27 protein-coding genes and 1 tRNA gene are annotated in these 26450 nt (G+C 69.2%); 24 read left to right on the top strand and 4 right to left on the bottom strand.

Going from position 1 to position 26450, the window contains the following annotated elements; translation table 11 throughout:
- The first annotated feature begins 75 nt into the window (after positions 1 to 75).
- From ybeY to FPZ11_RS03380, 11 genes are all read left to right on the top strand, one after another.
- Positions 76 to 537, top strand: coding sequence for an rRNA maturation RNase YbeY (gene ybeY, locus FPZ11_RS03430; protein ID WP_146318391.1), 462 nt, complete (start codon positions 76 to 78; stop codon positions 535 to 537).
- A gap of 16 nt (positions 538 to 553) precedes the next feature.
- Positions 554 to 1903, top strand: a complete 1350-nt coding sequence (locus FPZ11_RS03425; RefSeq protein WP_437438634.1) for a hemolysin family protein — start codon at positions 554 to 556, stop codon at positions 1901 to 1903.
- Complete coding sequence (gene era, locus FPZ11_RS03420; RefSeq protein ID WP_146318389.1) at positions 1900 to 2841, top strand: GTPase Era; 942 nt, start codon at positions 1900 to 1902, stop codon at positions 2839 to 2841. Before FPZ11_RS03425 ends, era begins: the two co-directional genes overlap by 4 nt.
- A gap of 99 nt (positions 2842 to 2940) precedes the next feature.
- Positions 2941 to 4122, top strand: coding sequence for a sensor histidine kinase (locus FPZ11_RS03415; protein ID WP_246846508.1), 1182 nt, complete (start codon positions 2941 to 2943; stop codon positions 4120 to 4122).
- Positions 4119 to 4775: a response regulator gene (locus tag FPZ11_RS03410; protein WP_146318385.1), complete on the top strand. Its 657-nt coding sequence runs from the start codon at positions 4119 to 4121 to the stop codon at positions 4773 to 4775. The genes FPZ11_RS03415 and FPZ11_RS03410 overlap by 4 nt, the downstream gene beginning before the upstream one ends.
- A 104-nt stretch (positions 4776 to 4879) precedes the next feature.
- Positions 4880 to 5641, top strand: coding sequence for an ABC transporter ATP-binding protein (locus FPZ11_RS03405; protein ID WP_146318383.1), 762 nt, complete (start codon positions 4880 to 4882; stop codon positions 5639 to 5641).
- Positions 5638 to 7038 (top strand): ABC transporter permease, encoded by a 1401-nt coding sequence (locus tag FPZ11_RS03400; RefSeq protein ID WP_146318381.1) that lies wholly within the window; start codon positions 5638 to 5640, stop codon positions 7036 to 7038. The genes FPZ11_RS03405 and FPZ11_RS03400 overlap by 4 nt, the downstream gene beginning before the upstream one ends.
- 38 nt (positions 7039 to 7076) lie before the next feature.
- Complete coding sequence (locus FPZ11_RS03395) at positions 7077 to 7841, top strand: alpha/beta fold hydrolase (RefSeq protein ID WP_146318379.1); 765 nt, start codon at positions 7077 to 7079, stop codon at positions 7839 to 7841.
- 107 nt (positions 7842 to 7948) lie between these two features.
- Positions 7949 to 8815 (top strand): fumarylacetoacetate hydrolase family protein, encoded by an 867-nt coding sequence (locus FPZ11_RS03390; protein ID WP_146318377.1) that lies wholly within the window; start codon positions 7949 to 7951, stop codon positions 8813 to 8815.
- Between the two features lie 178 nt (positions 8816 to 8993).
- Entirely contained in the window at positions 8994 to 10757 is a 1764-nt protein-coding gene (gene leuA, locus FPZ11_RS03385; protein WP_146318375.1) for a 2-isopropylmalate synthase, read from the top strand.
- Positions 10758 to 11582 (top strand): aminoglycoside 3'-phosphotransferase, encoded by an 825-nt coding sequence (locus FPZ11_RS03380; RefSeq protein WP_146318373.1) that lies wholly within the window; start codon positions 10758 to 10760, stop codon positions 11580 to 11582.
- A gap of 10 nt (positions 11583 to 11592) precedes the next feature.
- On the opposite strand, the gene FPZ11_RS03375 is transcribed toward FPZ11_RS03380, so the two are convergent.
- On the bottom strand, positions 11593 to 12285 hold the full coding sequence (locus FPZ11_RS03375; protein ID WP_146318371.1) for a trimeric intracellular cation channel family protein: 693 nt from the start codon (positions 12283 to 12285) through the stop codon (positions 11593 to 11595).
- An 80-nt stretch (positions 12286 to 12365) separates the two neighbouring features.
- Between FPZ11_RS03375 and recO the strand changes: the two genes are divergently transcribed.
- Together recO and FPZ11_RS03365 are read left to right on the top strand one after the other, a co-directional pair.
- Positions 12366 to 13109 (top strand): DNA repair protein RecO, encoded by a 744-nt coding sequence (recO, locus tag FPZ11_RS03370; protein ID WP_146318369.1) that lies wholly within the window; start codon positions 12366 to 12368, stop codon positions 13107 to 13109.
- 24 nt (positions 13110 to 13133) lie between these two features.
- The gene (locus FPZ11_RS03365; protein WP_146318367.1) at positions 13134 to 13916 is read left to right on the top strand and encodes an isoprenyl transferase; all 783 of its coding nucleotides are present in this window, start codon (positions 13134 to 13136) and stop codon (positions 13914 to 13916) included.
- Between the two features lie 27 nt (positions 13917 to 13943).
- Here the strand turns inward: FPZ11_RS03365 and FPZ11_RS03360 are convergent, their stop codons facing one another.
- Positions 13944 to 14513 carry a P-loop NTPase family protein gene (locus FPZ11_RS03360; RefSeq protein WP_146318365.1) on the bottom strand — a complete coding sequence of 190 codons (570 nt, stop codon included), beginning with the start codon at positions 14511 to 14513 and terminating at the stop codon, positions 13944 to 13946.
- A gap of 57 nt (positions 14514 to 14570) precedes the next feature.
- On the opposite strand from FPZ11_RS03360, the gene FPZ11_RS03355 reads away from it, so the two are divergent.
- The gene (locus tag FPZ11_RS03355) at positions 14571 to 15281 is read left to right on the top strand and encodes a DsbA family oxidoreductase (RefSeq protein ID WP_146318363.1); all 711 of its coding nucleotides are present in this window, start codon (positions 14571 to 14573) and stop codon (positions 15279 to 15281) included.
- A gap of 143 nt (positions 15282 to 15424) precedes the next feature.
- On the opposite strand, the gene FPZ11_RS03350 is transcribed toward FPZ11_RS03355, so the two are convergent.
- Positions 15425 to 15934, bottom strand: a complete 510-nt coding sequence (locus FPZ11_RS03350) for an aminoacyl-tRNA deacylase (protein ID WP_146318361.1) — start codon at positions 15932 to 15934, stop codon at positions 15425 to 15427.
- 36 nt (positions 15935 to 15970) lie between these two features.
- On the opposite strand from FPZ11_RS03350, the gene dusB reads away from it, so the two are divergent.
- The 9 genes from dusB (at position 15971) to FPZ11_RS03305 (ending at position 24759) form a co-directional block, all read left to right on the top strand.
- Positions 15971 to 17158, top strand: coding sequence for a tRNA dihydrouridine synthase DusB (gene dusB / locus FPZ11_RS03345; RefSeq protein ID WP_146318359.1), 1188 nt, complete (start codon positions 15971 to 15973; stop codon positions 17156 to 17158).
- Entirely contained in the window at positions 17148 to 18419 is a 1272-nt protein-coding gene (locus FPZ11_RS03340) for a deoxyguanosinetriphosphate triphosphohydrolase (protein WP_146318357.1), read from the top strand. Before dusB ends, FPZ11_RS03340 begins: the two co-directional genes overlap by 11 nt.
- 50 nt (positions 18420 to 18469) lie before the next feature.
- Positions 18470 to 20347, top strand: coding sequence for a DNA primase (gene dnaG / locus FPZ11_RS03335; protein WP_146318355.1), 1878 nt, complete (start codon positions 18470 to 18472; stop codon positions 20345 to 20347).
- 63 nt (positions 20348 to 20410) lie between these two features.
- A complete protein-coding gene (locus FPZ11_RS03330) occupies positions 20411 to 21226 on the top strand; it encodes an ATP-binding cassette domain-containing protein (RefSeq protein ID WP_146318353.1) in 816 nt (271 codons plus the stop codon).
- A gap of 85 nt (positions 21227 to 21311) precedes the next feature.
- Positions 21312 to 21384, top strand: a tRNA-Asn gene (locus tag FPZ11_RS03325).
- A 98-nt stretch (positions 21385 to 21482) separates the two neighbouring features.
- Positions 21483 to 22361 carry a sulfurtransferase gene (locus tag FPZ11_RS03320; RefSeq protein WP_146318351.1) on the top strand — a complete coding sequence of 293 codons (879 nt, stop codon included), beginning with the start codon at positions 21483 to 21485 and terminating at the stop codon, positions 22359 to 22361.
- A gap of 55 nt (positions 22362 to 22416) precedes the next feature.
- Positions 22417 to 23652, top strand: a complete 1236-nt coding sequence (locus tag FPZ11_RS03315) for a sensor histidine kinase (RefSeq protein ID WP_146318349.1) — start codon at positions 22417 to 22419, stop codon at positions 23650 to 23652.
- Positions 23649 to 24311 (top strand): response regulator transcription factor, encoded by a 663-nt coding sequence (locus tag FPZ11_RS03310; RefSeq protein ID WP_146318347.1) that lies wholly within the window; start codon positions 23649 to 23651, stop codon positions 24309 to 24311. Before FPZ11_RS03315 ends, FPZ11_RS03310 begins: the two co-directional genes overlap by 4 nt.
- 133 nt (positions 24312 to 24444) lie before the next feature.
- On the top strand, positions 24445 to 24759 hold the full coding sequence (locus FPZ11_RS03305; RefSeq protein ID WP_146318345.1) for an SHOCT domain-containing protein: 315 nt from the start codon (positions 24445 to 24447) through the stop codon (positions 24757 to 24759).
- A gap of 39 nt (positions 24760 to 24798) precedes the next feature.
- Here FPZ11_RS03305 and def read toward each other — a convergent pair whose 3' ends face one another.
- Positions 24799 to 25365, bottom strand: coding sequence for a peptide deformylase (gene def / locus FPZ11_RS03300; protein ID WP_146318343.1), 567 nt, complete (start codon positions 25363 to 25365; stop codon positions 24799 to 24801).
- Between the two features lie 41 nt (positions 25366 to 25406).
- Between def and FPZ11_RS03295 the strand changes: the two genes are divergently transcribed.
- On the top strand, positions 25407 to 26375 hold the full coding sequence (locus FPZ11_RS03295) for a DMT family transporter (protein ID WP_246846507.1): 969 nt from the start codon (positions 25407 to 25409) through the stop codon (positions 26373 to 26375).
- Positions 26376 to 26450 lie beyond the last annotated feature (75 nt).

The following is a 26450-nucleotide window of genomic DNA, read 5'->3' as shown; positions in this document are numbered from 1 at the left end:
TGCGGGAGCGCGGATGAGATCTCCGACGCCCGCACCGCGAACCGGCCGACGAACGAACGACAGCAAGAGGACACCGTGAGCATCGAAGTCAACAACGAGTCGGCCGTCGAGGTCGACGAGGCCGCCTTGCAGAGGCTCGCCGCCTTCGCGCTCGACATGATGCACGTCTCCACCGAGGCCGAGCTCGCGATCCTGCTGGTCGACGAGGCCGCCATGGAACAGCTGCACGTGCAGTGGATGGACGAGCCGGGCCCGACCGACGTGCTGAGCTTTCCCATGGACGAGCTGCGCCCGGGCACCGAAGACGAGCCGACGCCTGCCGGACTGCTCGGCGACGTCGTGCTCTGCCCGCAGGTGGCCGGAGCACAGGCGGAGGCCGCCGGCCACGGTCTGATGGACGAGCTGAAGCTGCTGACGACCCACGGCATCCTGCACCTGCTCGGGTTCGACCACGCGGAGCCCGACGAGGAACGCGAGATGTTCGCCATCCAGCGCGACATTCTGGTGGGCTTCGCCGTCGCCGAACGACGACGATAGGCGGGAGCGCTTCGTGATCGCGCTGTTCTTCGTCGTCGCAGTGCTGCTGGTGGCGTTCGGCGGCCTGATGGCTGCGGTGGACGCCGCGATCTCGGTGCAATCGCGCGGCGACATCGCCGAGCTGGCGCAGACGTCGCGTTTCCGCGCCTCGCTCACGGCCGTCGCCGACGATCCGGGCGCGCACCTCAACGCCGTCAGCTTCGCGCGCATCATCGCCGAGACCACAGCGGCGGTGCTCGTCACCCTGGCCTTCTCCAGCCTGGTGCCACAGTGGTGGCTCGCGCTCATCCTCGCCGCCGCGATCATGACGGGAGCGTCGTTCGTGCTCGTGGGCACGAGCCCGCGCAGCGTCGGGCGCGCGCACGCGAAGGGGATGCTGCGTGCCACAGCCCCCCTCGTGCACGGCATCCGCGTGCTGATCGGCCCCATCGCACGAGGTCTCGTCGTGCTCGGCAACCGGGTCACCCCGTCTCGAGCCCGCTCGGCCGCCGTGGCGAACGAGGAGCAGCTGCTCAGCATCGTCGACGAGGCCACCGAGCTCGACGTGCTCGAAGAGGACGACAGAGAGCTGATCCACTCGATCTTCGAGTTCGGGGACACGCTCGTCCGCGAGGTGATGATCCCGCGCACCGACATGGTGACCATCGACTCGGGGGCGAGCGTGGCATCGGCCATGAGCCTCTTTCTGGCCAAGGGCGTCTCGCGTGTGCCCGTGGTGGGTGACGACGTCGACCAGGTGGCCGGCATCCTCTATCTGCGCGATGTGGCGAAGCAGGCGTACGAGCGCCCTCTCGACGTCGACGTGGCCACGGTCGACGAGCTGGTCAGGCCGGCCTTGTTCGTGCCGGAGTCGAAGAAGGCCGATGTGCTGCTGCGCCAGATGCAGCTCGAGTCGAACCATCTGGCGATGGTGGTCGACGAGTACGGCGGCATCGCAGGCCTCGTCACGCTCGAAGACCTCATCGAAGAGCTCGTCGGCGACATCTCCGACGAGTACGACCACGACGTGCCGATGATCGAGCAGCTCGGCGACGGCCGGTTCCGGGTGAGCACCCGCCTTCCCGTCGATGAGCTCGGCGACCTGTTCGGCATCGAGCTCGACGACGACGACGTGGACTCCGTCGGCGGCCTGCTCTCCAAGGTGCTCGGCCGGCTTCCCGCCGAGGGGTCGGTGGCCACGATCGACGGGCTCAGGTTGACGGCGGATCGCGCTGAAGGCAGGCGACGTGTGATCAGCACCGTGGTGGCCGAACGCGACACCGCGCTGTTCGGGCTCGACGAGGCATCCACCGCGCCGCTTTCTGCCCAGGGGCCGGCATCCGGCACCGAACACGAGTCCGCAGCGACGAAGGGACGAGACAGATGAGCGATCGCAAGCAGCGCCGCGGCGAGGGCGAGCACGGCGACGGGCACGGCGAGGAGTTCCGCGCCGGCTTCGTCTCGTTCGTCGGCAGGCCGAATGTGGGCAAATCCACGCTGATGAACGCGCTCGTGGGCGAGAAGGTCGCCATCACGAGCTCCAAGCCGCAGACCACGAGGCGCGCGATCCGGGGCATCGTCAATCGGCCCGACGGTCAGCTGATCGTTGTCGATACCCCGGGCATCCACCGCCCGCGCACGCTCCTCGGCGAACGCCTGAACACGCTCGTGCAGGCGACGCTCGGCGACGTCGACGCCATCGGCTTCTGCGTTCCCGCCGACGAGAAGATCGGTCCAGGCGACAAGTTCATCAACGAGCGGCTCGACGACTATCCGCGTGCGAAGAAGGTCGCCATCGTCACGAAGACGGACGCCGTCGGCAAGGCCGCCGTCGCCGACCAGCTGCTCGCCGTCTCCGCCCTGCGGGACTGGGACACGATCATCCCGCTCTCCGCCGTGCGTCACGATCAGCTCGACCTGCTCGTCGACGAGCTGATCCGGCTGCTGCCCGTCTCGCCCCAGCTGTACCCGGACGACGCGATCACCGATGAGCAGCTCGAGGACCGCATCGCCGAATACATCAGGGAAGCGGTGCTCGAAGACGTACGGGACGAGCTGCCGCACTCGCTCGCCGTGACGATCGACGACATCGTGGAGCGCGACGACAAGCCGATCACCGAGATCTACGCCAACCTCTTCGTGGAGCGCGACAGCCAGAAGGCTATCGTGATCGGCAAGGGCGGTTCGCGGCTGCGCGCCATCGGCGAGACGGCGCGCAGGCAGATCGAGCCGCTCGTCGGCGGCAAGGTCTTCCTCGCCATCCACGTGAAGGTGGCGAAGGAGTGGCAGCGCGACCCGAAGCAACTGGGCCGACTCGGGTTCTGAGCCGTGCCGTGGTCCGTTCGTGGTGTTCGCATGCGACGCGAGGATGATTCACGTCGAAAGCGGACAACGCCGCCCTCGGCGCCGCGTAGCGTTGCAGGGGTGATCCGTCCGCTCGGCAGAGGCCAGTTGATCTTCGACCTCGTCGTCGCGGGTGTGCTGTTCCTGATCTCCATCTGGAGCGTGCTGCTGAGGCATCCTCTCGCCACCTCCATCGTCGTCGTGCTGTTCTGCGCCGCGTTGGCGGTTCGACGGCTCTCGCCGACGCTCGCCCTGGCCGGCACGTGGGCTGCAGCGCTGATCCAGATCGGCTTCCTCGTCCCCGTCAACGCCGCCGACCTCGCCGTGCTCGGCGTCGCCTACGCCTCGGCATGCTACGGGCGACCCGCCGAGCGCTGGACAGGACTCGGCTCCTCCATCCTCGGTGGAGTGATCGCGGCCGCCTACATGACCCTGTCGACGAGCACCGACTACTACAGCCCGCTCTACGGGGTGCAGCGCACGCTGATCGAGCTTCTCGCGGTCTCGATCGGCATGGTCACGGTGCTCGCACTGAGCTGGACGCTCGGCCTGCTGACCCGCATCGTCAGACAGTCCAGGGAGGCCAAGATCGAAGCGGCCGTGGCCGCACAGCGCGCCGCCTACGAGACGGTCGTCGAGCAGGAGCGCACCCGCATCGCGCGTGACATGCACGACGTCGTGGCCCACTCGCTCGCTGTCGTCATCGCCCAGGCCGACGGAGCACGATATGCAGGGCAGACCGATCCCGCCGTGCAGAACACCGCGCTCGGAACCATCTCCGCCACGGCACGATCGGCGTTGGCCGAAGTGCGGCAGCTGCTGACCCAGCTTCGGCACGAAGTGGAGGGAGGTCCGCAGCCGGGCCTCGCCGATCTTCCCGTGCTCGTCGAGGGGATGCGCGCCGCAGGTCTGCGCATCACCGAGACCACCTCCGGCGTACCCGTTCCCCTGCTTCAGGTGAGCGAGATCGCCGCGTACCGGGTGCTGCAGGAGTCGCTCACGAACGCTCTGCGCCACGGCGACCGCGCTGGCGTGGTCACGGTGGAACTACGGTGGGAGCCGGACGCCGTGCACGTGCGCGTCGCCAACGCCACGCGAGCAGACTCGCCGCCTCCCGTCGGTGGCTCTGCGGGGCACGGCCTGCCCGGCATGCGCGAGCGCGCGACTCTGGCAGGCGGCTCGTTGGCCGCCGGCTCCGTCGGCAACGGCATGTACGAGGTCACCATGATGCTGCCGGCCGCCGGTGGCGAGGGGAAGAGATGAGCGATCGCATCCGTGTCGCCCTGGTCGACGACCAGGCCTTGTTCCGCGCCGGGGTGCGCATGCTGATCCAGTCGCAGGCCGACCTCGAGTTCGCCGGCGAGGCATCCAACGGCCTCGAAGCGATCGAGCTCGCGGCGCGCGAACGGCCGGACGTCATGCTCATGGACGTGCGCATGCCCGAGCTCGACGGTGTGGCGGCCACGGCGCAGATCGTCGCCCGCAACGCCGGACCGACACCACGGGTGCTCGTGCTCACCACGTTCGATGTCGACGAGAGCGCGGCGAGAGCCATCCAGGCCGGTGCGAGCGGATTCGTGCTCAAGGACGCCGACCCCGAGTTCCTGCTCGCCGCCATCCGCACCGTGCACGCGGGCAACGCCGTGATCGCCGCGAGCGCAACGCGACGTCTGCTCGAACAGTTCTCGGCACGCGCGGAACGACGTGCTCCCGTCGAGCTGGAGACGCTCACCTCGCGGGAGCGGGAGATCTTCGATCTCGCCGCCAGGGCGCTCAGCAACTCGGAGATCGCCGCCAAGGAGTTCCTCTCCGAGGCGACGGTGAAGACCCACATCTCACGCGTGCTCACGAAGCTGGGGCTGCGCGACCGGGTGCAGCTGGTCGCGTACGCGTACGAGAACGGCCTCGTCGACTGACGTCGACGCACGCGCGGCCGCAATCGAGGATCATCCTCCGGATGCATGCGGATGCCCCGCGGGGTCGACGTGCGCGACATCCCCTCGTTCATAGCGTGAGGACTATGCAGATCTCCTCGAACGACCTCGGCCTGGCCGCACGGGTTGCCGGCCTCACCAAGACGTACGGGACCGGCGATGGAGCCGTCATGGCTCTCGACGACGTCTCCGTGGGCATCAGACGCGGTGAGTTCACCGCGGTGATCGGGGCGTCGGGCTCGGGCAAGTCGACCCTCATGCACATGATGGCCGGGCTCGACACGCCGACGGCGGGCCGAGCGTGGCTCGGGGAGTACGAGCTCACAGCGCTCGGAGACCGCGCGCTCACCAAGGCACGCCGACGCGGCGCGGGCTTCGTGTTCCAGTCGTTCAACCTGGTGCCGGTGCTCGATGTGCGGGCGAACATCCTGCTCCCGTTCGAACTCGACGGACGGCGGCCGACCGCCGACGACGAGGCCTGGATCGAGCGGCTGATCGACTCATTGGGTCTGGCAGCTCGCGTCGGTCACCGGCCGCACGAGCTTTCGGGCGGCCAGCAGCAGCGGGTGGCGATCGCGCGCGCTCTGGCGACGCGTCCCGATGTGGTGTTCGCCGACGAGCCGACCGGCAACCTCGACACCCGCACGGGGCGCGAGGTGCTCGCGTTGCTCGCCGAGGCATCGAGCAGCCACGGACAGAGCATCGCGATGGTCACCCACGATCCCGTCGCCACGAGTCACGCCGACCGCATCGTCATGCTCTCCGACGGCCGCATCGTGCATGATGGCGGCCCCCTCTCGCCGACCGAGGTGGCCGACCTGATGCTGTCCGTCGAGGTCGTGCGATGAGCCGCCGTCTGCGCACGGGCGGAACCCTGCGGGAGAACGTCGCCACCGTGCTCGTGGCGGGCGTCAGCTCACTGTTCGGGGTCGCGCTCGTGGAGTCGACGGTGCTCATCACGGATGCCGCAGGGGCCGCGGGCGTCGACGGCGGCTCGATAGGGGTGGCGATCGCCGTCGTCGGTGCCGTGTTCCTTCTGCTCGCGGTCTACGTCGGCGCCGTGGTGACGGCGAACACGTTCGCCACGGTGGTGGCGGGACGCCGGCGGTCGATCGCCCTGCTGCGCGTGCTGGGCGCCGAAGCGTCGATCGTGCGCCGCTCCCTCGCGGCCGAGGGTCTCTGGCTCGGCGCACTCGGCGCCGCCGCCGGTCTGCTCGTCGGCGTCTCCGCAGCCTCGGTGACCACGGCGATCGGAACAGCTCAGGGGTGGCTCCCGTCTGCGCGCTACGACCTGCTGTCGCCGACGCTGGTCGGGCCCGTGCTGATCGTGGTGCTCACGACCTGGCTCGCCGCATGGATCGGCTGCAGGAGCGTCACGGCCGTCTCACCACTGGAGGCGACGGCGGCAGCAGCGGCACCGGCGGGTGCGACGTCTCGTCCACGACTGCGCGCAGGAGCCATGATCGCGCTTCTTCTGCTCGGTGCCGGACTGCTCGCGCTCGGCGTCGTCGTCGGACTGCGCGTGCCGCTCGGTCTGCTGGTCGCTTTCGTCGGCGGCGTGCTCTCGTTCTCCGGCGTTCTCGTCGGCGCCGGCATCATCATGCCTGCCGTGCTCGCGCTTGTCGGTCGAACGTTCGGACGCGCGCCGGCCGCACGCATCGCCGCGGCCAACGCCGCGCGCTACCCGGAGCGGAGCACGCGCGCCACCATGGCCCTCGTGATCGGCGTGACCCTGGTCACGACGTTCGCGGTCGCGCTCACGACCTACAGCGACGTCACTCTCGCCCAGCTGAACGACGCCCCGCAGTGGCGCGCCGCCCTCGGCCAGACCATTTCGGTGACCATCGTCGTCTTCTCCGTGCTGGCGGGCTTCTCCGCACTCAGTGCCGCCGTCGGGCTGGTCAACACGCTCACTGTCGGCATGTTGCAGCGCATCCGCGAGCTCGGACTGCTGAGGGCGCTCGGGTTCAGCCGTGGTCGGCTGCGCGGCATGATCCTGCTCGAGGGCGCCCAGCTCACGGTCGCCGCGATCGCCTTCGGACTGGCTCTCGGCATCCTCTACGGCTGGGTCGCCGCGCAGTCACTGCTCGGCTCACTGGTTCACGACGTCATCGCGCCGGCGGTGCCGTGGCCCATGATCGGGATCATCGTGGGCGCGGGCATCCTCATCACGGCGGTGTCCGGCATCGTCGCCTCGCGCCGAGCGGGGTCCGTGTCTCCCGTCGCAGCGCTCGCCGTCGAGTGACGGCCTCCCCGACCGTCGGCGATCCGTAGGCTGGAGGGATGCCACGCACACCCGACCTCCCCGCCCGTCACTTCTCCGGCAGCGACGGCGCCATGCTCGCCTACCGCGAGCTCGGCGAGGGGAGACCTCTGGTGCTCATCCACGGTTTCTTCTCCACGGCGTACGTCAACTGGATCCGTTACGGAACCGCGCAGACCCTGGTCGACGCCGGCTTCCGCGTGATCATGCCCGACCTGCGCGCGCACGGCGACAGCGACCGCTCGCACCACCCGCAGCGCTACCCGCGCGACGTGCTCTCCGACGACGCGTTCGCCCTGATCGCGCACCTCGGCCTCACCGATTACGATCTCGGCGGCTACTCGCTCGGCGCCCGCACGACGGTGCGGATGCTCGTGCGCGGCGCCCAGCCCGGTCGTGCGGTCGTCGCGGGCATGGGTCTCGCCGGCATCACGGAGGTCGACAAGCGCAACGAGTTCTATCGTGGCGTCTTCGACGGCCTCGGCACGCACGAGCGGGGGAGTGCCGAGTGGCGCTCCGAGGCGTTCCTGCGCACGAACGACGGCGACCCCGTCGCGCTGCGCCTCGTGCTCGAGACCTCCGTCGGCGCCACCGAAGCGGAGCTTGCGGAGATCGCCACGCCCACCCTCGTCGTGATGGGCGCCGACGATCACGGACTGGGTTCCGGCGCAGAGCTCGCCGACGCCATGCCGCTGGCGCGCTTCGTCGAGGTGCCCGGCAATCACATGAGCGCGGTGACGGACAGGGCGCTGGGGGAGAGCATCCGCGACTTCCTCACGAGGTGAGATCCGCGGCGCAAGGCCGTCGCGGCATCCATTAGAGTTCTTCTCGGACAGACATCCGATGTTTGTCGACACACTTCGCTCATCGTGCGACTCGAAAGCAGGCAAGAATGCGCATCGCAAACCTTTCAGGACGACTCGTGATCCTCGATGGCGACCTGGCCGTCGACGTCGAGCGGGCGAGCGACGGCGCGTTCTCCTCGAACCCGCAGGCCGTGTACGAGCGCTGGCACGAGTTCGTGCTGTGGGCCTCGACGCACGATGCCTCCACCGGCGCCCCGTACGCTGCCTCCGACCTCGGTCCCGCCGTTCCGCGCCCGCCGCAGGTGTTCGCCATCGGTCTCAACTACGCGAGCCACGCCGGCGAGTCAGGGCTGAAGGTGCCGGAGAACCCGATGGTGTTCACCAAGTTCGTCTCGAGCTTCGCCGGAGCCGACGTCGACGTCGAGCTGACCGGTGACACCGTCGACTGGGAGGTCGAGCTGGTGGCCGTCGTCGGCGAGGGCGGCAGGAACATCGCAGAGGCCGACGCGTGGAACCATGTCGCGGGTCTGACCATCGGCCAAGACATCAGCGACCGCACGGTGCAGTTCTGGGGCGAGCCGGCACAGTTCAGCATCGGCAAGTCGCTGAAGGGCTTCGCGCCGATCGGCCCCGCGGTCGTCACCCTCGACGAGATCGACGCGGTCGCCGAGAGGTCTGATCTGTCGATCGGTTGCACGCTCACGCGCACCGACGGCACCACAGAGGTGCTGCAGAACGGTCGGACCCGCGACATGATCTTCAGCGTGCCCGTGCTCATCGCCAAGCTTTCGGCGCTCGTCGAGCTGCTTCCCGGCGACGTGATCTTCACCGGCACGCCGGATGGCGTCGGCCTCGGCCGCACCCCGCGCGTCTATCTGGAGCCGGGACAGAGCGTGACCAGCGAGATCGAGGGGCTCGGCAGCATCCGCCAGCGGTTCGTGGCAGGGCGCTGATCGGGCCGGGACCCGGCACGGCGTTCGGCGTCGCGTTCGGGGTGTACTCTTTTCTCGTGCGCTTCGGCTTGCTTCTTCTTAGCTGCCGCGACGGGGCTTAGTCCACTCGGCCTTCCTCGTCGCGGAGTTCGTCGTCGGCTGACACCCGTTTCACGAGAACGAGAAGAAGGCAAGAGAAATGAAGAACACCCAGCAGGCCTCTGCGATGCCGATCCACAAGTATCGGCCATTCCACGAGCAGATCCGCGTTGAGCTGCCGGACCGCACCTGGCCGGACGCCCGCATCACGAAGGCGCCGCGCTGGTGCGCCGTCGATCTGCGTGACGGCAACCAGGCGCTCATCGATCCGATGAGTCCGGAGCGCAAGCGGATCATGTTCGATCTGCTGGTGCGCATGGGCTACAAGGAGATCGAGGTCGGCTTCCCCAGTGCGAGCCAGACCGACTTCGACTTCGTGCGCGATCTCATCGACTCGGGCTCCATCCCCGACGACGTCACGATCCAGGTGCTGACACAGGCGCGCGACCACCTGATCGAGCGCACCTACGAGGCGATCAAGGGCGCGAAGCAGGCCATCGTGCACCTGTACAACTCCACGAGCGTCTTGCAGCGGCGCGTGGTCTTCCGTTCCGACCAGCAGGGCATCATCGACATCGCGTTGAGCGGTGCGCGCAAGTGCGTTCAGATGGAGGCCACGGTCCCTGGAACCACGGTGTACTACGAGTATTCGCCGGAGAGCTACACCGGAACCGAGCTGGAGTTCGCCGCCGACATCTGCAACCAGGTGATGGAGGTCTTCGTCCCCACACCGGAGCGCAAGGTCATCATCAACCTGCCGGCGACGGTCGAGATGGCGACACCGAACGTGTACGCGGACTCGATCGAGTGGATGTCGCGGCACCTGAACCACCGCGAGAACGTCATCCTCTCCCTGCACCCGCACAACGACCGCGGCACCGCCATCGCGGCGGCCGAGCTGGGCTACCTGGCAGGCGCCGACCGCATCGAGGGATGCCTGTTCGGCAACGGAGAGCGCACCGGCAACGTCGACATCGTGGCACTTGGCGTCAACCTCTTCACGCAGGGCATCGACCCGCAGATCGACTTCAGCGACATCGACGGCATCAAGCGCACCGTCGAGTACTGCAATCAGCTGCCGGTGGGCGAGCGTCACCCGTGGGCGGGCGACCTCGTGTTCACGGCCTTCAGCGGGTCGCACCAGGATGCGATCAAGAAGGGCTTCGAGGCCATGGCGGCGGATGCCGCGGCGCAGGGTGCCACGGTCGACGAGATCGAGTGGGCGGTTCCCTACCTGCCCGTGGATCCGAAGGATCTCGGGCGTTCGTACGAGGCTGTCATCCGCGTCAACTCGCAGTCCGGCAAGGGCGGCGTCGCCTACCTGTTGAAGAACGACCACGCCCTCGACCTGCCGCGCAAGCTGCAGATCGAGTTCTCCGGCGTCGTGCAGGCCAAGACGGATGCCGAGGGCGGCGAGGTCACGAGCGAAGCGCTCTGGGGCATCTTCAGCGACGAATACCTGCCGAGCGTCGAAGAGACGGAGAAGTGGGGCCGTTTCGAGGTGCAGTCCACCGCGACGACGAAGGACGAGTCGGGCACCGTCGCCCTTCGCGTGAAGCTGCGCGACGGCGACGACGTGGAGTGGGCGGAGTCGTCGGGGAACGGTCCGATCGACGCGTTCCTCGCGATGCTGTCGCAGCGCGGTGTGGAGATCTCGCTCTACGACTATGTCGAGCACACCATGTCGGAGGGTGGCGACGCTCAGGCGGCATCCTACGTCGAGCTCCAGGTGGGCGACCACCGGCTGTGGGGGGTCGGCATCGACGCCGACACCGTCTCGGCGTCGCTCAAGGCGATCGTCTCGGCCGTCAACCGCGCGGTGCGGGTCGGCGGCGTCGAGTCGCGCGAGCTCGCCTCGGTCTGAATGACCGAGCCGACGACTCCCGGCTGGTCGACGCCAGAGCAGGGCACGACCGTCGGGGCCAAGGGCGCACGCCTGCTTCCGAGCGGGCCTGACGCGTCGCATCCGGTCCCCGAGCCGCTCACGAGGCGGTTCGGGGACCGCATCGAGCAGGTGGTGTGGGTCAACGAGGTCGGTGGCGTGACCGTGCGGGCCGACGCCGGCGGGGCATCCGTCTACGCCAAGTGGGCGCCGCCGCGGAGCGAGCTCGACCTGCGGGCCGAAGTGGAACGTCTGGCGTGGGCGGCGCCATACGTGCGCGTTCCACGGGTGCTCGACTTCACCTCGGATGCCGACGGCGACGTGCTCGTCACGGCCGCGATCCCGGGCGAGAACGCGGCGAGCGAACGCTGGCGGGCCGAACCCGCACAGGCCGTGCGAGCGATCGCCGTCGGGCTGCGCCAGTTGCACGATGCCCTGCCCGTTCCGGAGTGCCCGTTCTCGTGGTCGGTCGACGAGCGTATGGCGCGCAGCAGGAACGAGGGCATCCGGGAACGGATCCTCGCCCTCGACCGCCTTCCACGCGTTCCCGCCGTCGATCGGCTCGTCGTCTGCCATGCGGATGCCTGCGTGCCGAACACCCTGCTCGCCGACGACGGCAGCGTGGCCGGCCACGTCGACCTCGGACGTCTCGGCGTCGCCGACCGTTGGGCCGACATCGCGATCGGCGCGTGGAGCACGGAGTGGAACTACGGCCCCGGCTACACCGATCTCTTCTATCAGTCGTACGGCGTGGAGGCCGACGAGGAGCGCATCGCGTTCTACCGCGCGCTCTGGGACGCCACCTGAGCCCGCGTGCTCACTGCTGGCGTCTGATGATCGGAATGGCGGCGGTCTCGGCCGCGACCTTGCGCCGGTAGAGCATGCGCTGCTCGGGCAGTGAGAGGTCGAACACGACGGCGAGGATGCGGATCACTGCCGTCAGGGCGAATCCCGCGAACCCGGAGACGATGTAGTCGATGCCGAAGGCGTGCAGCACGACGAGGAGCACGCATCCCGCGCCCGCGGCGACGGCGTAGAGCGAGCCGACGTGCATGATCGCGACGGGCAGTCCCATGATCACGTCGCGCAGGATGCCTCCGCCCACCGCCGCGCAGATCCCCACGAACACCGCGGGCACGAGCGGCACGCCGAGGGCCAGTGCCTTCACGGTGCCGAACGCTCCGAAGAGACCGATCACGAGCGCGTCGAGCACCACGATCAACGAGTTCACGCGGCGCAGGGGGCCGGCCAACAGCATCCCGACGAGCGCCGCGGCGACGGCCGTGATGAGATACCAGTTGTTCGAGAGCATGCTCGGTCGCACCGCCAGCAGCAGGTCGCGGATGAGCCCGCCGCCGAGCCCCATCACGGTGCCGATGAGGGCGACACCCAGCAAGTCGAGTCGCCGCTGGCCGCGGAACCCGGAGGCGAAGAGCGCACCCTGCACGCCGCCGAGACCGACGGCGGTGAGGTCGGCCCAGAGGGGGATGGTGAACAGCTGATCGGTCACCGTTCCATTCTCGTGCGGCACCGGCGCCGTGCGGGACGGCGGTGCACGGCGTGCGTCGGACGCCGCGGCGATAATGGAGCGTGCCCACCTACCGTGATGAAGCCGTCGTGCTGAGAACCCACAAGCTGGGCGAGGCCGACCGCATCGTCACGATGCTCACCCGCGCGCACGGCAAGGTGCGGGCCGTCGCGAAAGGCGTTCGGCGCACCGCATCGAAGTTCGGCGCACGGCTCGAGCCGTTCATGGTCGCCGACGTGCAGCTCTACGAGGGCCGCAGCCTCGACATCGTCAATCAGGCGGAGTCGCTCGGCGCATACGGCGCCGAGATCGCCGCCGACTACGCCAGCTTCACCGCCGCGAACGCGATGGTCGAGACGGCCGATCGCCTCACCGAGTCGGAGGGTTCCGCACAGCAGTACCTGCTGCTCGTCGGCGCGTTGCGCTCCCTGTCGCGCAACGAGCACGACGCATCCCTGACCCTCGACTCCTATCTGCTGCGCGCGCTGTCGCTCGCGGGCTGGGCGCCCAGCTTCGACGCCTGCGCCCGCTGCGGGGTGCAGGGGGAGCACCACACCATCGTGGTCCAGTTGGGCGGCGTGGTCTGCGACGACTGCGCGCCGACCGGCGCGCCCCGAGTCGGCCGGGAGGTCGTCGACCTGCTGGCCGCGCTGCTGAAGGGCGACTGGCCCCGCGCGGAGGCGTCCGACGAATCCACCAGAGGGAGAGCGAGCGGCATCGTGTCCGCCTATACTCAGTGGCACCTGGAGCGCGGCCTGCGCTCCCTTCCCCACGTCTCCCGCGCGAGCGCAGGAGAGAGCGCGTGACCCCCAAGCCGTACACCCACCGGGATGCCGTGCCCTACCGCCCGCTCGACTGGACGGGCGTGTACCCCCCCGCGGCTGCCGGCATCCGCGGTTCCCGACCATGTCGCACTCGTGATGGACGGCAACGGGAGGTGGGCCAACAAGCGCGGCCTCACTCGCATCGAGGGTCACAAGGCAGGAGAGGCAGCGCTGCTCGACGTGGTGGCGGGCGCCGTGCAGATCGGCGTGAAGCACCTGAGCGTGTACGCGTTCTCCACCGAGAACTGGCGGCGCTCGCCCGATGAGGTGCGTTTTCTCATGGGGTACAACCGCGACGTGCTGCATCGCAGACGCGACCAGCTCAACGAGTGGGGGGTGCGCATCAGATGGGCGGGCCGACGGCCGCGGCTGTGGACCTCTGTCATCAAAGAGCTGCAGTTCGCGGAGCGTCTCACGGCCGGCAACGACGTGCTCACGCTCACGATGTGCGTCAACTACGGCGGCCGCAATGAGATCACGGATGCCGTGCGCGAGATCGCCGCGCAGGTCGCCGCCGGCAGGCTCCGCCCTTCCGCCATCAGCGAGAAGACCATCCAGCGACACCTCTACCAGCCCGACCTGCCCGACGTCGATCTCTTCGTGCGCAGCTCGGGGGAGCAGCGCACCAGCAACTTCCTGCTCTGGCAGAGCGCCTACGCCGAGATGGTCTTCCTCGACACGTTGTGGCCCGATTTCTCCCGTGCCGACCTGTGGCGTGCGATCGAACTGTACGCATCGCGCAACCGCCGCTTCGGCGGCGCGATCGACGCGCCGGACGCCTCGTCCTGACCCGCGGTGCGGCGTCTGCTGGACGAGTCAGCCGGCCGTGAAGGCATCGTGGAGCGGGCCGGTCGGCCACGCATCGACCTCGACGCGGGAGCGGAGCCGCACCACCGTCAGCGGCTGGGCATCGCGCTCCGCCTCCGTGACGCGATCCGCCCAGTCGCGGTGCGTGCGCCACGCCCAGCGGATGATGTGGTCCTCGTCTGTGAAGATCGTGCGCAGCGGCGGCTCCACGTTGCCGTTCCACAGCTCCGTTCCTCGCCGCGCGCGCGTCACGGTGCGTCGCACGACCTGGCGCATCACCACCCGACGGGACAGATCGAGCCACACCATCAAGTCGGCCCGCTCGGCCAGCAGTGATCGCACCGAGGTGTACTGCCACTCCATCACCCAGGACGGCAGCGCGGTGAAGGCGTCCACCTCGTCGTGGAAAGAGAGTCGCGGCGTCCAATCAGGTCCGTGATACAGAGCGTCGATCTCCTGATAGGGGTACCCCGTGACCTCCGCGATCCGAGCCGCGAGCGTCGACTTGCCCGACCCGCTGCCGCCGGCGACCAGGATGCGCTGCGGACGCGACGGCAGAGGGCTGCTGGCCGTGAGCATCCGTTCATGCTATCCATCGGTGGAATAGCGAGCGCCCGCGCAAGGTTGAACCGATTCGTGAGTGAACCCATCAAGGTAGACATCTGGTCCGACATCGCGTGCCCGTGGTGCTACATCGGAAAACGCAAGTTCGAGGCCGGCGCAGGTCTCTTCAGCGGCGGCGGTGACGACCGTGACGTCGAGGTGGAGTTCCACTCCTTCGAGCTCTCGCCCGACACCCCCGTCGATTTCCACGGCAACGAGGCCGACTACCTGGCTCAGCACAAGGGCATCAGCCCTGAGCAGGCCGAGCAGATGCTGGAGCGCGTCGGCGGCATCGCGAAGCAGGTCGGTCTGGACTACGACTTCGGCTCGATGCAGCACACCAACACGGTGAAGGCGCACGAGCTCATCCACTACGCCAAGGCGCACGGCAAGCAGGCCGAGATGAAGGAGCGTCTGATGCGCGCATACTTCATCGACGGCGGCCACGTCGGCCGCATCGACGACCTGATCGGCTACGCGTCGGAGGTGGGTCTCGATGCCGAGGATGCCCGCGCCGCGCTCGAGCGCAACGACTACCTCGCCGCCGTGCGCGAGGATCAGGCCACCGCGCAGGAGTTCGGCATCAACGGGGTGCCGTTCTACGTGATCGACGGCAAATACGGTGTTTCGGGAGCGCAGGAGGCGGCGACCTTCGCGCAGGTCCTCGAGCAGGTCTGGACGGAGCGCGGCTCGGATGCAGCGGCCTCCGACGACGAGGCGGACGTGGCCGGGGTGTACGCGTGAGCGGCCTCACCCCGCTCGGCGACCCGAACGCGGTGGTCTGCGACGGTGACGTGTGCGTCATTCCGCAGCAGCAGGCATCCGAGCCGGAGCCGAACGACGGGGGAGCGCACTGAAGGCCGCCGGACGCGTGCGACCCGGCGGCGCTACTCCGGGTCGGTGATGTCGGCGACCGTCGCGTCGAACGCGGCGATGAGCGCGTCGCCGTCCACGAAGGCGCTGAAGCCGTGCTCGCCCGCCCCCATGGCGACGGTGCGACCGGCCACGAGCGCATCCGCGAAGACGGGCCAGTCCGTCGTGGAGCCGAACGGCGTGATGGTGCCGCGCTCGTAACCGGTGGCGTCCAGGGCCAGCGACGCGTCGGGCAGCGAGAGCTTGTTAACGCCCACCAGCGCGCGCAGCTTCGCCCACGAGATCTTGCGTCCGCCCGGCACGAGCGCGAAGAGGTAGTCGCCGTCGTGCCGCTTCACGACGAGGGTCTTGACGATGTCGGACGGTTCGATGCCCAGCAGAGCGGCCGCTTCCTGCAGCGAGTCGGCGCGCGGGCGCGGTACGATCCGCACCTCGACCCCGCGAGCTGCGGCATCCTCGAGTACTCGATCGCGTCCCTCGGCCACGGCCCACCACGTCCTTTCGGCGTCACGCGGCGGCGCCATCGGTGTTCTCAGCGAGATCTGGGAGAATCATGAACGATGTCTCCCTCCGCAACCCTAAGCCCGTCGCAGTTGGCCATCGGACCGCTGCGTCTCGACTCGCCCGTCGTGCTCGCGCCCATGGCCGGCATCACGAATACGGCGTTCCGAAGGCTGTGCCGCGAGTTCGGAGCCGGCCTGTACGTGAGCGAGATGATCACGTCGCGCGCACTCGTCGAGCGCACCCCGGAGTCGATGCGGCTGATCAGGCACCACGAGAGCGAGACGCCGCGCTCGATCCAGCTCTACGGCGTCGACCCGAAGACGGTGCGTGAGGCCGTCACGATGCTGGTCGCCGAAGACCGAGCGGACCACATCGATCTCAACTTCGGCTGCCCCGTACCGAAGGTCACCCGCAAGGGCGGTGGAGCGGCGCTGCCGTGGAAGCTCGATCTCTTCCGCGACATCGTGACCGCCGCCGTGCGTGCCGCGGGCGATCTGCCGCTCACCGTCAAGATGCGCAAAGGCATCGACGGTGACCACCTGACCTATCTCGAGGCCGGTCGCATCGCTGAAGACGCGGGCGTGGCATCCATCGCCCTGCACGCGCGCACCGCGTCGGAGTTCTACTCCGGGCACGCCGACTGGTCGGCGATCGCGACCCTCAAAGAGACCGTGACCAGCGTGCCGGTGCTCGGCAACGGCGACATCTGGACGGGCGCGGATGCCGTGCGCATGGTCGAGCAGACCGGTTGCGACGGCGTCGTGGTGGGTCGCGGCTGCCTCGGACGCCCCTGGCTGTTCGGCGATCTCTCCGCGGCTTTCAAGGCGCGCGCAGGCGAGATCAGCGCCGAGGAGGCTGCGGCCGCCACGGCCCGCCCCAGCCTCGGCGAGGTCATGGCAGCGTTCCGCAGACACGCCGAGCTGCTCGTGGAGTTCTTCGAAAGCGAAGAGCGCGGATGTCGCGACATCCGCAAGCACGTCGCCTGGTACTTCAAGGGCTATCCCGTCGGCGGAGAGCTGCGGGCGAGGCTCGCGACGGTCGAGACGCTGGCCGCGCTCGACGACCTGCTGGGCACGCTCGACCCGACCCTTCCGTATCCCGGCGAAGATGCCGAAGGACCGCGCGGCCGGGCCGGAACGCCCAAGGTGCCCGCGCTGCCCGACCGCTGGCTCGAGTCCCGCTCGATCGAGGCCACGCAACACGCCCAACTGGCGGAAGCAGAGGTGAACACGAGTGGCGGCTGATCACGGTTACACCGAGTTCGACCGTGAGCGCTGGCTGCCCGAGCAGCACTCCACCCGGCGCAGCGACTTCGCCAGGGACAGGGCGAGACTTCTGCATTCCAGCGCGCTGCGTCGTCTCGCCGCGAAGACGCAGGTGCTCAGCCCCACAGCGGGTCTCGACTTCGCGCGCAACCGTCTCACGCACTCGCTCGAGGTGGCGCAGGTGGGCAGGGAGCTGGCATCCAGCCTCGGCCTCGATCCCGATGTGGTCGACACGGCCTGTCTCGCGCACGACATCGGGCACCCTCCGTTCGGACACAACGGTGAGCGTGCGCTGTCGGAGTGGTCGGCAGACATCGGCGGGTTCGAGGGCAACGCGCAGACGCTGCGGCTCTTGACCAGGCTGGAGCCGAAGGTGTTCGGCGACGACGGGCATCCTTACGGCCTCAACCTCACCAGGGCCAGCCTCGACGCCAGCTGCAAGTATCCGTGGCCGTCGTCGTCGTCGGTGGCCGATCCGAGCGGTCGCGCCAAGTTCGGCTTCTACGCCGACGACGAGCCGGCCTTCCATTGGCTGCGCGAGGGCGCGCCAGACCGCGTGCGCTGCATCGAGGCACAGGTGATGGACCTCTCCGACGACATCGCCTACTCGGTGCACGACTTCGAAGACGCCGTCGTCAACGGCTACATCGACGTCGCCGCCCTGAGCAGCCGCACCGACCACGACGCCCTGGTGAGCTCGATGTACGAGTGGATCGGCGGCGAGGTGACGCACGACGAGCTCATCGAGGCCTTCGACCGGCTCGACAGCCTGGATGCCTGGGTCGGTGACTGGGACGGCTCGCGTCGCGCCCAGGCGAGACTGAAGAACCTCACGAGCCAGCTCATCGGCCGGTTCGCGGTCTCCTCCGCTCGGGCCACCCGCGAGGCGTACCAGCGCGAGTGCCTCATCAGGTTCGGCGCCGACGTCGTCGTGCCCCGCGGCATCCAGGCCGAGATCGCCGTGCTTAAGGGGATCGTGGCCACCTTCGTGATGTCCCGCAACACGCGGCAGCCCATCTATGCGAGGCAGCGCACCATGCTCACCGACCTCGCCTCCGCGTTGCTCGACGGGGGAGAGCAGCATCTCGACCCCGGGTTCGCCGAGGACTGGGGGCAGTCGTCCGACGACGCGGAGCGCAAGCGCGTGGTGGTCGATCAGGTCGCGAGCCTCACCGATCAGTCCGCGATCGCCTGGTTCGAACGTCTGGCGCAGGGCCGCCGCACGCACGACGCCTTGTGACGGTGCACAGCCGCCGGTAGCGGGCGCGCACACGCCCTAGAATCGTCGCCATGGCAGGCCGGATTCGACAGAGCGACGTCGACGAGGTCAAGGCCAGAACGAATCTCGCCGACATCGTCGGCGACTACGTCACCCTCAAGCCCGCAGGGGTCGGCTCGCTCAAGGGTCTGTGCCCGTTCCACGACGAGCGCAGCCCGAGCTTCCAGGTGCGTCCCCAGGTCGGGCTTTACCACTGCTTCGGCTGTGGCGAGGGCGGCGACGTGTACGCCTTCCTGATGAAGATGGATCACGTCTCGTTCGCCGACGCCGTGGAGCGGCTCGCCGCCCGCATCGGTTACGCGCTGCACTACGAAGACGGCGGTCCGGCAGCGGCCGAGACCGGCAACCGTGCCCGTCTCATCGCCGCCAACGCCGCGGCGGAGGAGTTCTTCCGGGAACGGCTCGGCGCTCCCGATGCCGACATCGCCCGCCGCTTCCTCGGTGAGCGCGGCTTCGACCCGGTGGCGGCCGAGCGCTTCGGGGTGGGCTTCGCACCGAACTCGTGGGATTCCCTCGGCGCCCACCTGCGCGGCCGCGGCTTCACGGCCGATGAACTCGCGGCATCCGGGCTCGTCTCCACGGGCGAGCGGGGCAGCGCCTACGACAGATTCCGTGGCAGGGTGATCTGGCCGATCCGCGACGTCACCGGCCAGACCGTCGGATTCGGCGCGCGCCGCCTGCTCGACGACGACAAGGGCCCGAAGTACCTGAACACCCCCGAGACCGCGATCTATCACAAGGCGCAGGTGCTCTACGGCCTCGACCTGGCCAAGCGCGAGATCTCCCGTGCGCACCGCGTCGTGGTCGTCGAGGGGTACACCGACGTCATGGCGTGCCATCTCGCCGGCGTCGACACCGCGGTCGCCACCTGCGGCACCGCCTTCGGCGTCGACCACATCAAGGTGCTGAGGCGCGTGCTCGGCGATGACAGCGGACTCGGCGAGGTGGTGTTCACCTTCGACCCGGATGCCGCAGGCCAGAAGGCGGCGCTGCGCGCGTTCGGCGAAGAGCAGCGTTTCGCCGCCCAGACCTACGTGGCCGTCGGACCGGAGGGCCTCGATCCCTGCGATCTGCGGCTGGAGAAGGGCGACGCCGCCGTGCGTCGCATGATCGACACGAAGCGCCCGATGTTCGAGTTCGTGATTCGCCAGGCACTCGGCAAGTACGATCTCGAGACCGTCGAGGGGCGCGTCGCGGCGCTCCGTGAGTGCGCGCCGATCGTGGCGGGCATCAGGGACCCGGCGCTGCGACCGGGATACACGCGGCAGCTGGCGCGCATGCTGGGCACCGAGCTCGCCGAGGTGCAGGCGGCGGTGCGCACAGCGTCAGCAGGGACGAACGCGCGCGGCACCCGTCCGGATGAGCGACGTGCTCCCGCGTCGGCGGAGCGCGAGATCTCGGCGCCCGCCCAGCCCGAGGTGACCCTGGCCGGGCTCGGCAACGACCCGGCGACCAGGCTTGAGCGCGAGGCTCTGATGGCCGTGCTCCAGTACCCCCTGCACGTCGGTGCCGACCGCGCGGCGGCGGTGAGCCGTGTCGGACTGTCCAGCGCCACCCTCGCCGTCGTCCGCGATGCTGTCGCGGCCAACCTGGACACGTTCGGGTCGAGTGGATGGGCCGCGCGCATCGCCGATGACGTGCCCGCTCCGTTCGCCGGCCTCGTCAGGCAGTTGAGCGTTGCCCCCATTCCGGCCAGAGACGAGGCCGGCGTCGCTGCCTGGGCCTCGTCGGTGACGGCCTCGCTGCTCGACCGCGAATTGCTGCGACGCAAGGCGGATGCCCTCGGTCGGCTGCAGCGCACCGAGGCAGCAGACCGTGAGGCGGTCACGGGCATCCAGCACGAACTCGTGCAGATCGACCAGGAGCGCGCGCGGCTGCGCGGCGAGTGAGGTGCTGCCCTCGCCCGTGGCACTGCTCCCATAGGCTGAAGGCATGCACGAGGAAGTCAGGGCATGAGCGCGCCGGCATACCGCGACCCGATCGTTCTCGACGATCTCTCCGCGGAGTACCCGCCGCACGGTCCCTCTTCCGGATGCGTCGCGCTGCGCGGCGTGAGCCTGCGCGTGCGGTCGGGCGAGGTGCTCGGCGTGCTCGGAGAGAGCGGCTCGGGCAAGAGCACGCTGGCCCGCATCCTCTCCGGTCGTGGCACTGTCGACGGCGGTGTCGCGCCGCGCATCACCGGCGGCGACGCGCTCGTGATGGGACACTCGGCACGCAGGTTGAAGGCGCGCGAGCGGCAGAGTCTCACCTTTCACGTCGGATACCTACGACAGGATGCCGGCGCCCGTCTCGATCGCGCGCACACCGTCGCCGACCTGGTCGCCGCCCCCATCTACGAACGCGACAAGCGGTTCAGTCGACGCGAGGCCGGCATGCGTGTCGCGTCGATGCTCGACTCGGTGCGGCTGCCGCTCGGCGTGCTCGACAAGTATCCCTACGAGCTCAGCGGGGGACAGAGGCAGCGTGTGGCGATCGCGCAGGCGCTCGTGCTCGGGCCGCAGGTGCTGATCGCCGACGAGCCGACGGCCGGCATCGACGTGACCGTGCGAGACTCCGTCGTCGACCTGCTCGCGGCGCTGCACGGCGAGCACGATTTCGCCGCCGTGATCGTCAGCCACGACGCCCGCGTGCTGCGTCACGCGGCAGCCACGGTGGCCGTGCTGAAGGCCGGTTCGCTCGTCGGCTACGGCACCATGCAGGACGTCTTCACGGCGCCGACGCACTCCTACGTGGCCGAGCTGGCCGAGGCTCTGCGGCTGAGCGAATGAGCTGCGCGGGTCGGCCGTCGACGCATGCGCCTCGAATTTGTGTGCAGGCCGCGCTTTGGTAAAGTGAACAAGCCCGCGAGGGCATTCCTCCATAGCTCAATTGGCAGAGCAGCCGGCTGTTAACCGGCAGGTTCTTGGTTCGAGTCCAAGTGGGGGAGCGTAGAACCCTCGATCGTCACGCCTCGTCGACGATCGAGGGTTTTCCTGCGTCATGGCTCGGGCAGCACAGGGGCGCGCTCGTGGGTAGCGTTGTCTCATGTCCGAACGCTCCGATGTCCTCATCACCGCCGACGACCTCGCCGACCTGATCGACGCGGGCCGACGGAATGACAGAGCGGTGGTCATCCTCGATGTTCGGTGGCGCCTCGATCGCCCCGACGGGCGTCTCGACCACGCGGCAGGGCACATTCCCGGTGCGGTATACGTCGACCTCGACCGACAGCTGGCCGAGGTCGGTGATCCGAAGGAGGGCAGGCATCCGGTGCCGGCCGTCGAGCGGTTGCAGCGGGATGCTCGCAGCTGGGGTCTCGACGACGGCTCCGAGGTCGTCGTCTATGACGACCTCGCCAACATGTCGGCCGCGCGCGCCTGGTGGCTGCTGAGGCACGCGGGACTCGACTCGGTGCGGATGCTCGACGGCGGGCTGCGCGCATGGACGCAGTCCGGGCGGGCGCTCGAGTCCGGCGAGACGACGCCGCGACCCGGCACCGTCGTGCTCCGGTACGGCCGGCTGCCGGTCGTCACGATGGACGAAGCGGCGGAGGTCGCGGCCGACGGAGTCCTTCTCGACGCCCGTGCCCCTGAGCGCTACCGAGGAGAGACGGAGCCGATCGACCCGCGGGCCGGCCACGTTCCCGGGGCCGTCAACGCGCCCACCACGGGCAACGTCGATGACACGGGCCGCTTCCTCTCCGCTGAGGCACTCCGGGACCGGTTCGCCGCACTCGGCGTGCGCGGAGACATCCCCGTCGCCGGCTACTGCGGCTCGGGCGTCACAGGCGCGCACACGGTGGCCGCCCTCATGATCGCCGGATACGAGGCCGCACTCTATCCCGGTTCGTGGAGCCAGTGGTCGAACCACCCCGATCGCCCGGTGGCCACCGGAGAGGAGCATCGCATACTCCACGGGGAGTAGGCCGCGACACCCGTCGGCCGATGGCCGCACGACGTCGCCTGGCTAGCATGAGGGGATGCCGTATCCGCCCTGGCTGCGCACCGGGCCCGAGCCCGGCCCGGCTGTCCGCGCGAGGCGGTCTCTGAGGGGCAGAGCCGTCGCCGCCGCGCTCAGCGTGACCGTGCAGTTGCCGGGCTTGGCCTTCGCTATGGCGCCCGCGTGGCACGGGATGCACCGCACCATCGACGTCGGCGCCGGTCTCGCCGCGCTCTCCGGCATCGCCGCAGGGGTTCTGCTGCTCCTGCCCTGGCGCGGGCCGGGCGTGATCGTCGTCGCGGCGTTCGCGACCCCGGCCATCGCGCTGGCCGTGGGACCGCCGGCCGCCGCTCTTCCGGTCGCGTTCGCCGTCGCCAGAGCCGTGCTCGGCGGAGCGGCGACCTGGGCGTGGAGCACTCTCGCGGGCGTCGGCGTCGTCGGCGCCGTGTGGGTGGCTGTGAGCGGTGCGGGCACCGGAGGCATCCGCGTGCTCCTGGTCACCGTCGTCCTCTGTCTCGTCGCCGCCGCAGTCACGGGAGCATCGGCTCGCCGTGCCCGGTTCCGCGCAGCGGCCCACGACGAGGCTTCCCGCCGCCGGTCCGCCGCTGAGGAGGAGCGGCTCCGCATCGCACGCGAGCTGCACGACGTGCTGGCCCACTCCCTCTCGCAGATCAGCGTGCAGGCGGGCGTCGGCCTGCACCTCTTCGACGATGATCCCGATCGGGCGAGGGAGAGCCTGCGATCCATCCGCGACACCAGCGCGACGGCGCTCGACGAGGTGCGCGGGGTGCTCGGGATGCTCCGCGACGGCTCAGCAGACGGCGCACCGCTGCGTCCGGAGCCGAGTCTGACCGAGATACCCGCTCTGCTCGACGACGCGCGTGCGTCGGGTCTCGACATCGTCGCCGTCGGCGACACGACGAATGTCGTCGCGGGCGGCCTCGGCACGTCGCCCGCCTCCGTGCAGTCCGCCGCCTACCGCATCGTGCAAGAGGCGCTCACGAACGTACGCAGGCACGCGCCGGGCACCCGTGTCGAAGTGGAGCTGCGCGCGTCTGCCACGGCGCTCGAGCTTCGCGTCGAGAACGGCCCTGCGGCGGAAGGGACCGCGCCTGCAGACACGCGCGGGTCCCTTCCCTCCGGCGGCAAGGGCATCCTCGGCATGCGCGAACGCGCTCGTGCGCTCGGCGGGACCCTCACCGCCGTCGCCACCGCCGACGGCGGATTCGTCGTGCGAGCCACGCTGCCATTGATGCGAAGGAGCGACGAGGCATGATCCGTGTGGTGCTGGCCGACGATCAACAGCTCGTGCGCGCCGGATTCCGGGCCCTCCTCGACCATGAATCCGACATCGAGGTCGTCGGAGAGGCCTCGACCGGACGGGAAGCGCTCGAGCTGGTGCGCCACGAGCATCCCGACGTCGTCTTGATGGACATCAGGATGCCCGACGGTGACGGCCTGTGGGCCACCGATCGCATCGTCGCCGACGCTGCGCTGAACGACGTGCACGTCGTCATCGTCACCACGTTCGAGCTCGACGAGTACGTCTCGGAGGCGATCAGAGCGGGCGCGAGCGGATTCCTCGTCAAGCACACGGAACCCGTCGAGCTGATCCGCTCCGTGCGCGTGGCCGCCGCGGGCGACGCGCTGCTCTCACCAGGGGTGACGAAGCGTCTGCTCTCGCGACTCGCGGCGACGCCGCGGCCGGAACTCACGGCATCCGTGCTCGAGCCGCTGACGGAGCGCGAGCGGGAGGTCCTCGCCCTCGTCGCGGAGGGACTGAGCAACGCAGAGATCGGCGCACGGCTCTTCATGAGCCCGCTCACGGCGAAGACGCACGTCTCGCGCATCATCGCCAAGCTGGGTGCACGCGATCGCGTTCATCTCGTGGTGATCGCCTACGAGTCTGGTCTGGTCTCACCGGCCGGGTTCTGATCCACGGCTAGTCACGGCATCCTCTCGATGGAGCAGCGGGATGCCTCCACCGGGCGGACGCGCCGCCGCCGTTCCACGTCGCAACCTGGGTTCGGCTCGAAGCGAGCCGTCTCAACAGAAAGGTTCCGACACCATGTTCAGCACACTCACGTCCGTCTCCACCGCGGCAGCGGCGCACTGGGCCGGCGGATGGGGATTCGGGTTCTTCCCGTTCGTGTTCCTGATCCCGATCTTCTGGATCCTGGTCATCGGCCTGATCGTCTTCTTCGCCACCAGGCGTCGTCGTGCCTACTGGCGCGAACACGGCCCCTACGGCGGCTGGTCGGCGGGCAGCAACGCAGAGTCGACCCTCGCGGAACGCTTCGCACAGGGCGACATCGACGAGGTCGAGTACCGCAAGCGCCTCGAGGTGCTGCGTGCCAACAGACAGGGCCCTTCGCCGCGCTGAGTCGCGACACGCCCGGCGATCGATCCCGCGAGGGCTTGCTCACCCCTCGAGGTGGTCGACGCCGGGCAGCCAGCTCTGACCGGGAACGCCCCAGCCGCGCTTGCGCTCGATCTTCGCCGCGGTGCGTGCGTATCCGTCGGTGAGACGGTCCACGTAGAGCAGCCCGTCGAGATGATCGAACTCGTGCTGGAAGATCCTGGCGAGCCAGCCGTCGGCGCGCACCTCGAACGGCTTGCCGTCGACGTCGACGGCCTGCAGGATGGCGCGGGACGCCCGGCGGAGCGGGAAACGTTCGCCAGGGAACGAGAGACAACCCTCTGACTCGGTGTCGGGATCGGCGTCGCCGGCGGGCACGGGCGAGATCCACAGCGTGGGGTTGATCGCGGCGCCGCGGTGCCGCACATCGGCATCGTCGGTCCAGTCGTAGACGAAAAGCCGCCGGTCGACACCCACCTGGGGCCCGGCCAGTCCGACACCCGGCGCGGCGGTCGTGGTCTCGAACATGTCCTGCACGAGTTCGCGCAGCCCGGAGTCGAACTCGGTCACCTCGGTCGCGGGGGAGTGGAGCACGGGGTCGCCGCAGATGCGGATCGGAAGAACGGCCATTCGTCAAGGGTATCGGCGGGCAGAGCCGTTAGGGTCGATGCGTGATCACCGACCTGGCCGCGTCGTCAACCGACTTCGCGGCCCTGCAGCCGCGGCAGTTCATCGGCATCCCGATCGCTCTCGTCGGAGCAGTGGTGATGTCGATCGGGGCGCAGCTGCAGCACCGGGGCGTCACGAAGGTGGAACTGCGCACCGACCACGACGGCAGGGGCGGCCTGCAGCTGCGACAGCTCAGGCTTCTGCTCGCGCGACCCTCGTGGGTTCTCGGCACCATCATGCTCGGCCTCGCCATCGTGCTGCAGCTGACCAGCCTGGTGTTCTCACCCCTGATCGTCGTGCAGCCGCTCGGCGCGGTCTCGCTCGTGATCACGGCGATCATCAACGCGAGGGTGAGCAAGACCAGGCTCAACAAACGGTCCATCCTCGCCATCTGTCTCTGCGTCGGCGGCGTCGGCGCATTCGTGCTCGTCGCGGCTTTCGCCGCCCGTGAGGTTCCGGTGACGGAGGCCAACCTCGTCACCATCCTGATCGTGCTCGGCGTCGTCCTGGTGGTCGCCGCCGTGGCCTTCGCGATCTTCCGCCGCAATCTGCCCGCGATCGGCTACGTGGTCGGTGCCGGCATCCTGTACGGCTTCGTCGCGACGCTGGCGAAATCGGTGATCTCCCGCATCGAGCAGCAGCAGTTCGACTGGCTCACAGTCTGCTGCCTGATCGCACTGCTGGCCGCCGTCATCCTCGGCGCGTATTTCGTGCAGAACGCGTATGCCTCGGGGCCGCCCGACCTGGTGATCGCCGGTCTCACCGTCATCGACCCGCTCGTCGCCGTGACCATCGGCATCACGATCCTCAACGAGGCCGCCGGCGCTGCGGGCTGGCAGGTCGCGGCGTTCGTCGCCGCCGGTGTCGTCGCGATCGTCGGCGTGTTCCTTCTGGCAAGGGTGCATCCCGGAGTGCGCACGTATGACGACAACGACGACACGCAACCCGCCTCTGGCCAGGACCCTGCATAGACTGGGTGCCGGTATCCAGCCGGGTCGAGCAGCTTCCCGGGCTGATGAACGTGCCCCATCCCCCGATGGCACGGA

The organism is Humibacter ginsenosidimutans (assembly GCF_007859675.1).
Classification (GTDB): Bacteria; Actinomycetota; Actinomycetes; order Actinomycetales; family Microbacteriaceae; genus Humibacter; species Humibacter ginsenosidimutans.
This window is presented reverse-complemented; position numbering and strand designations above follow the sequence as displayed.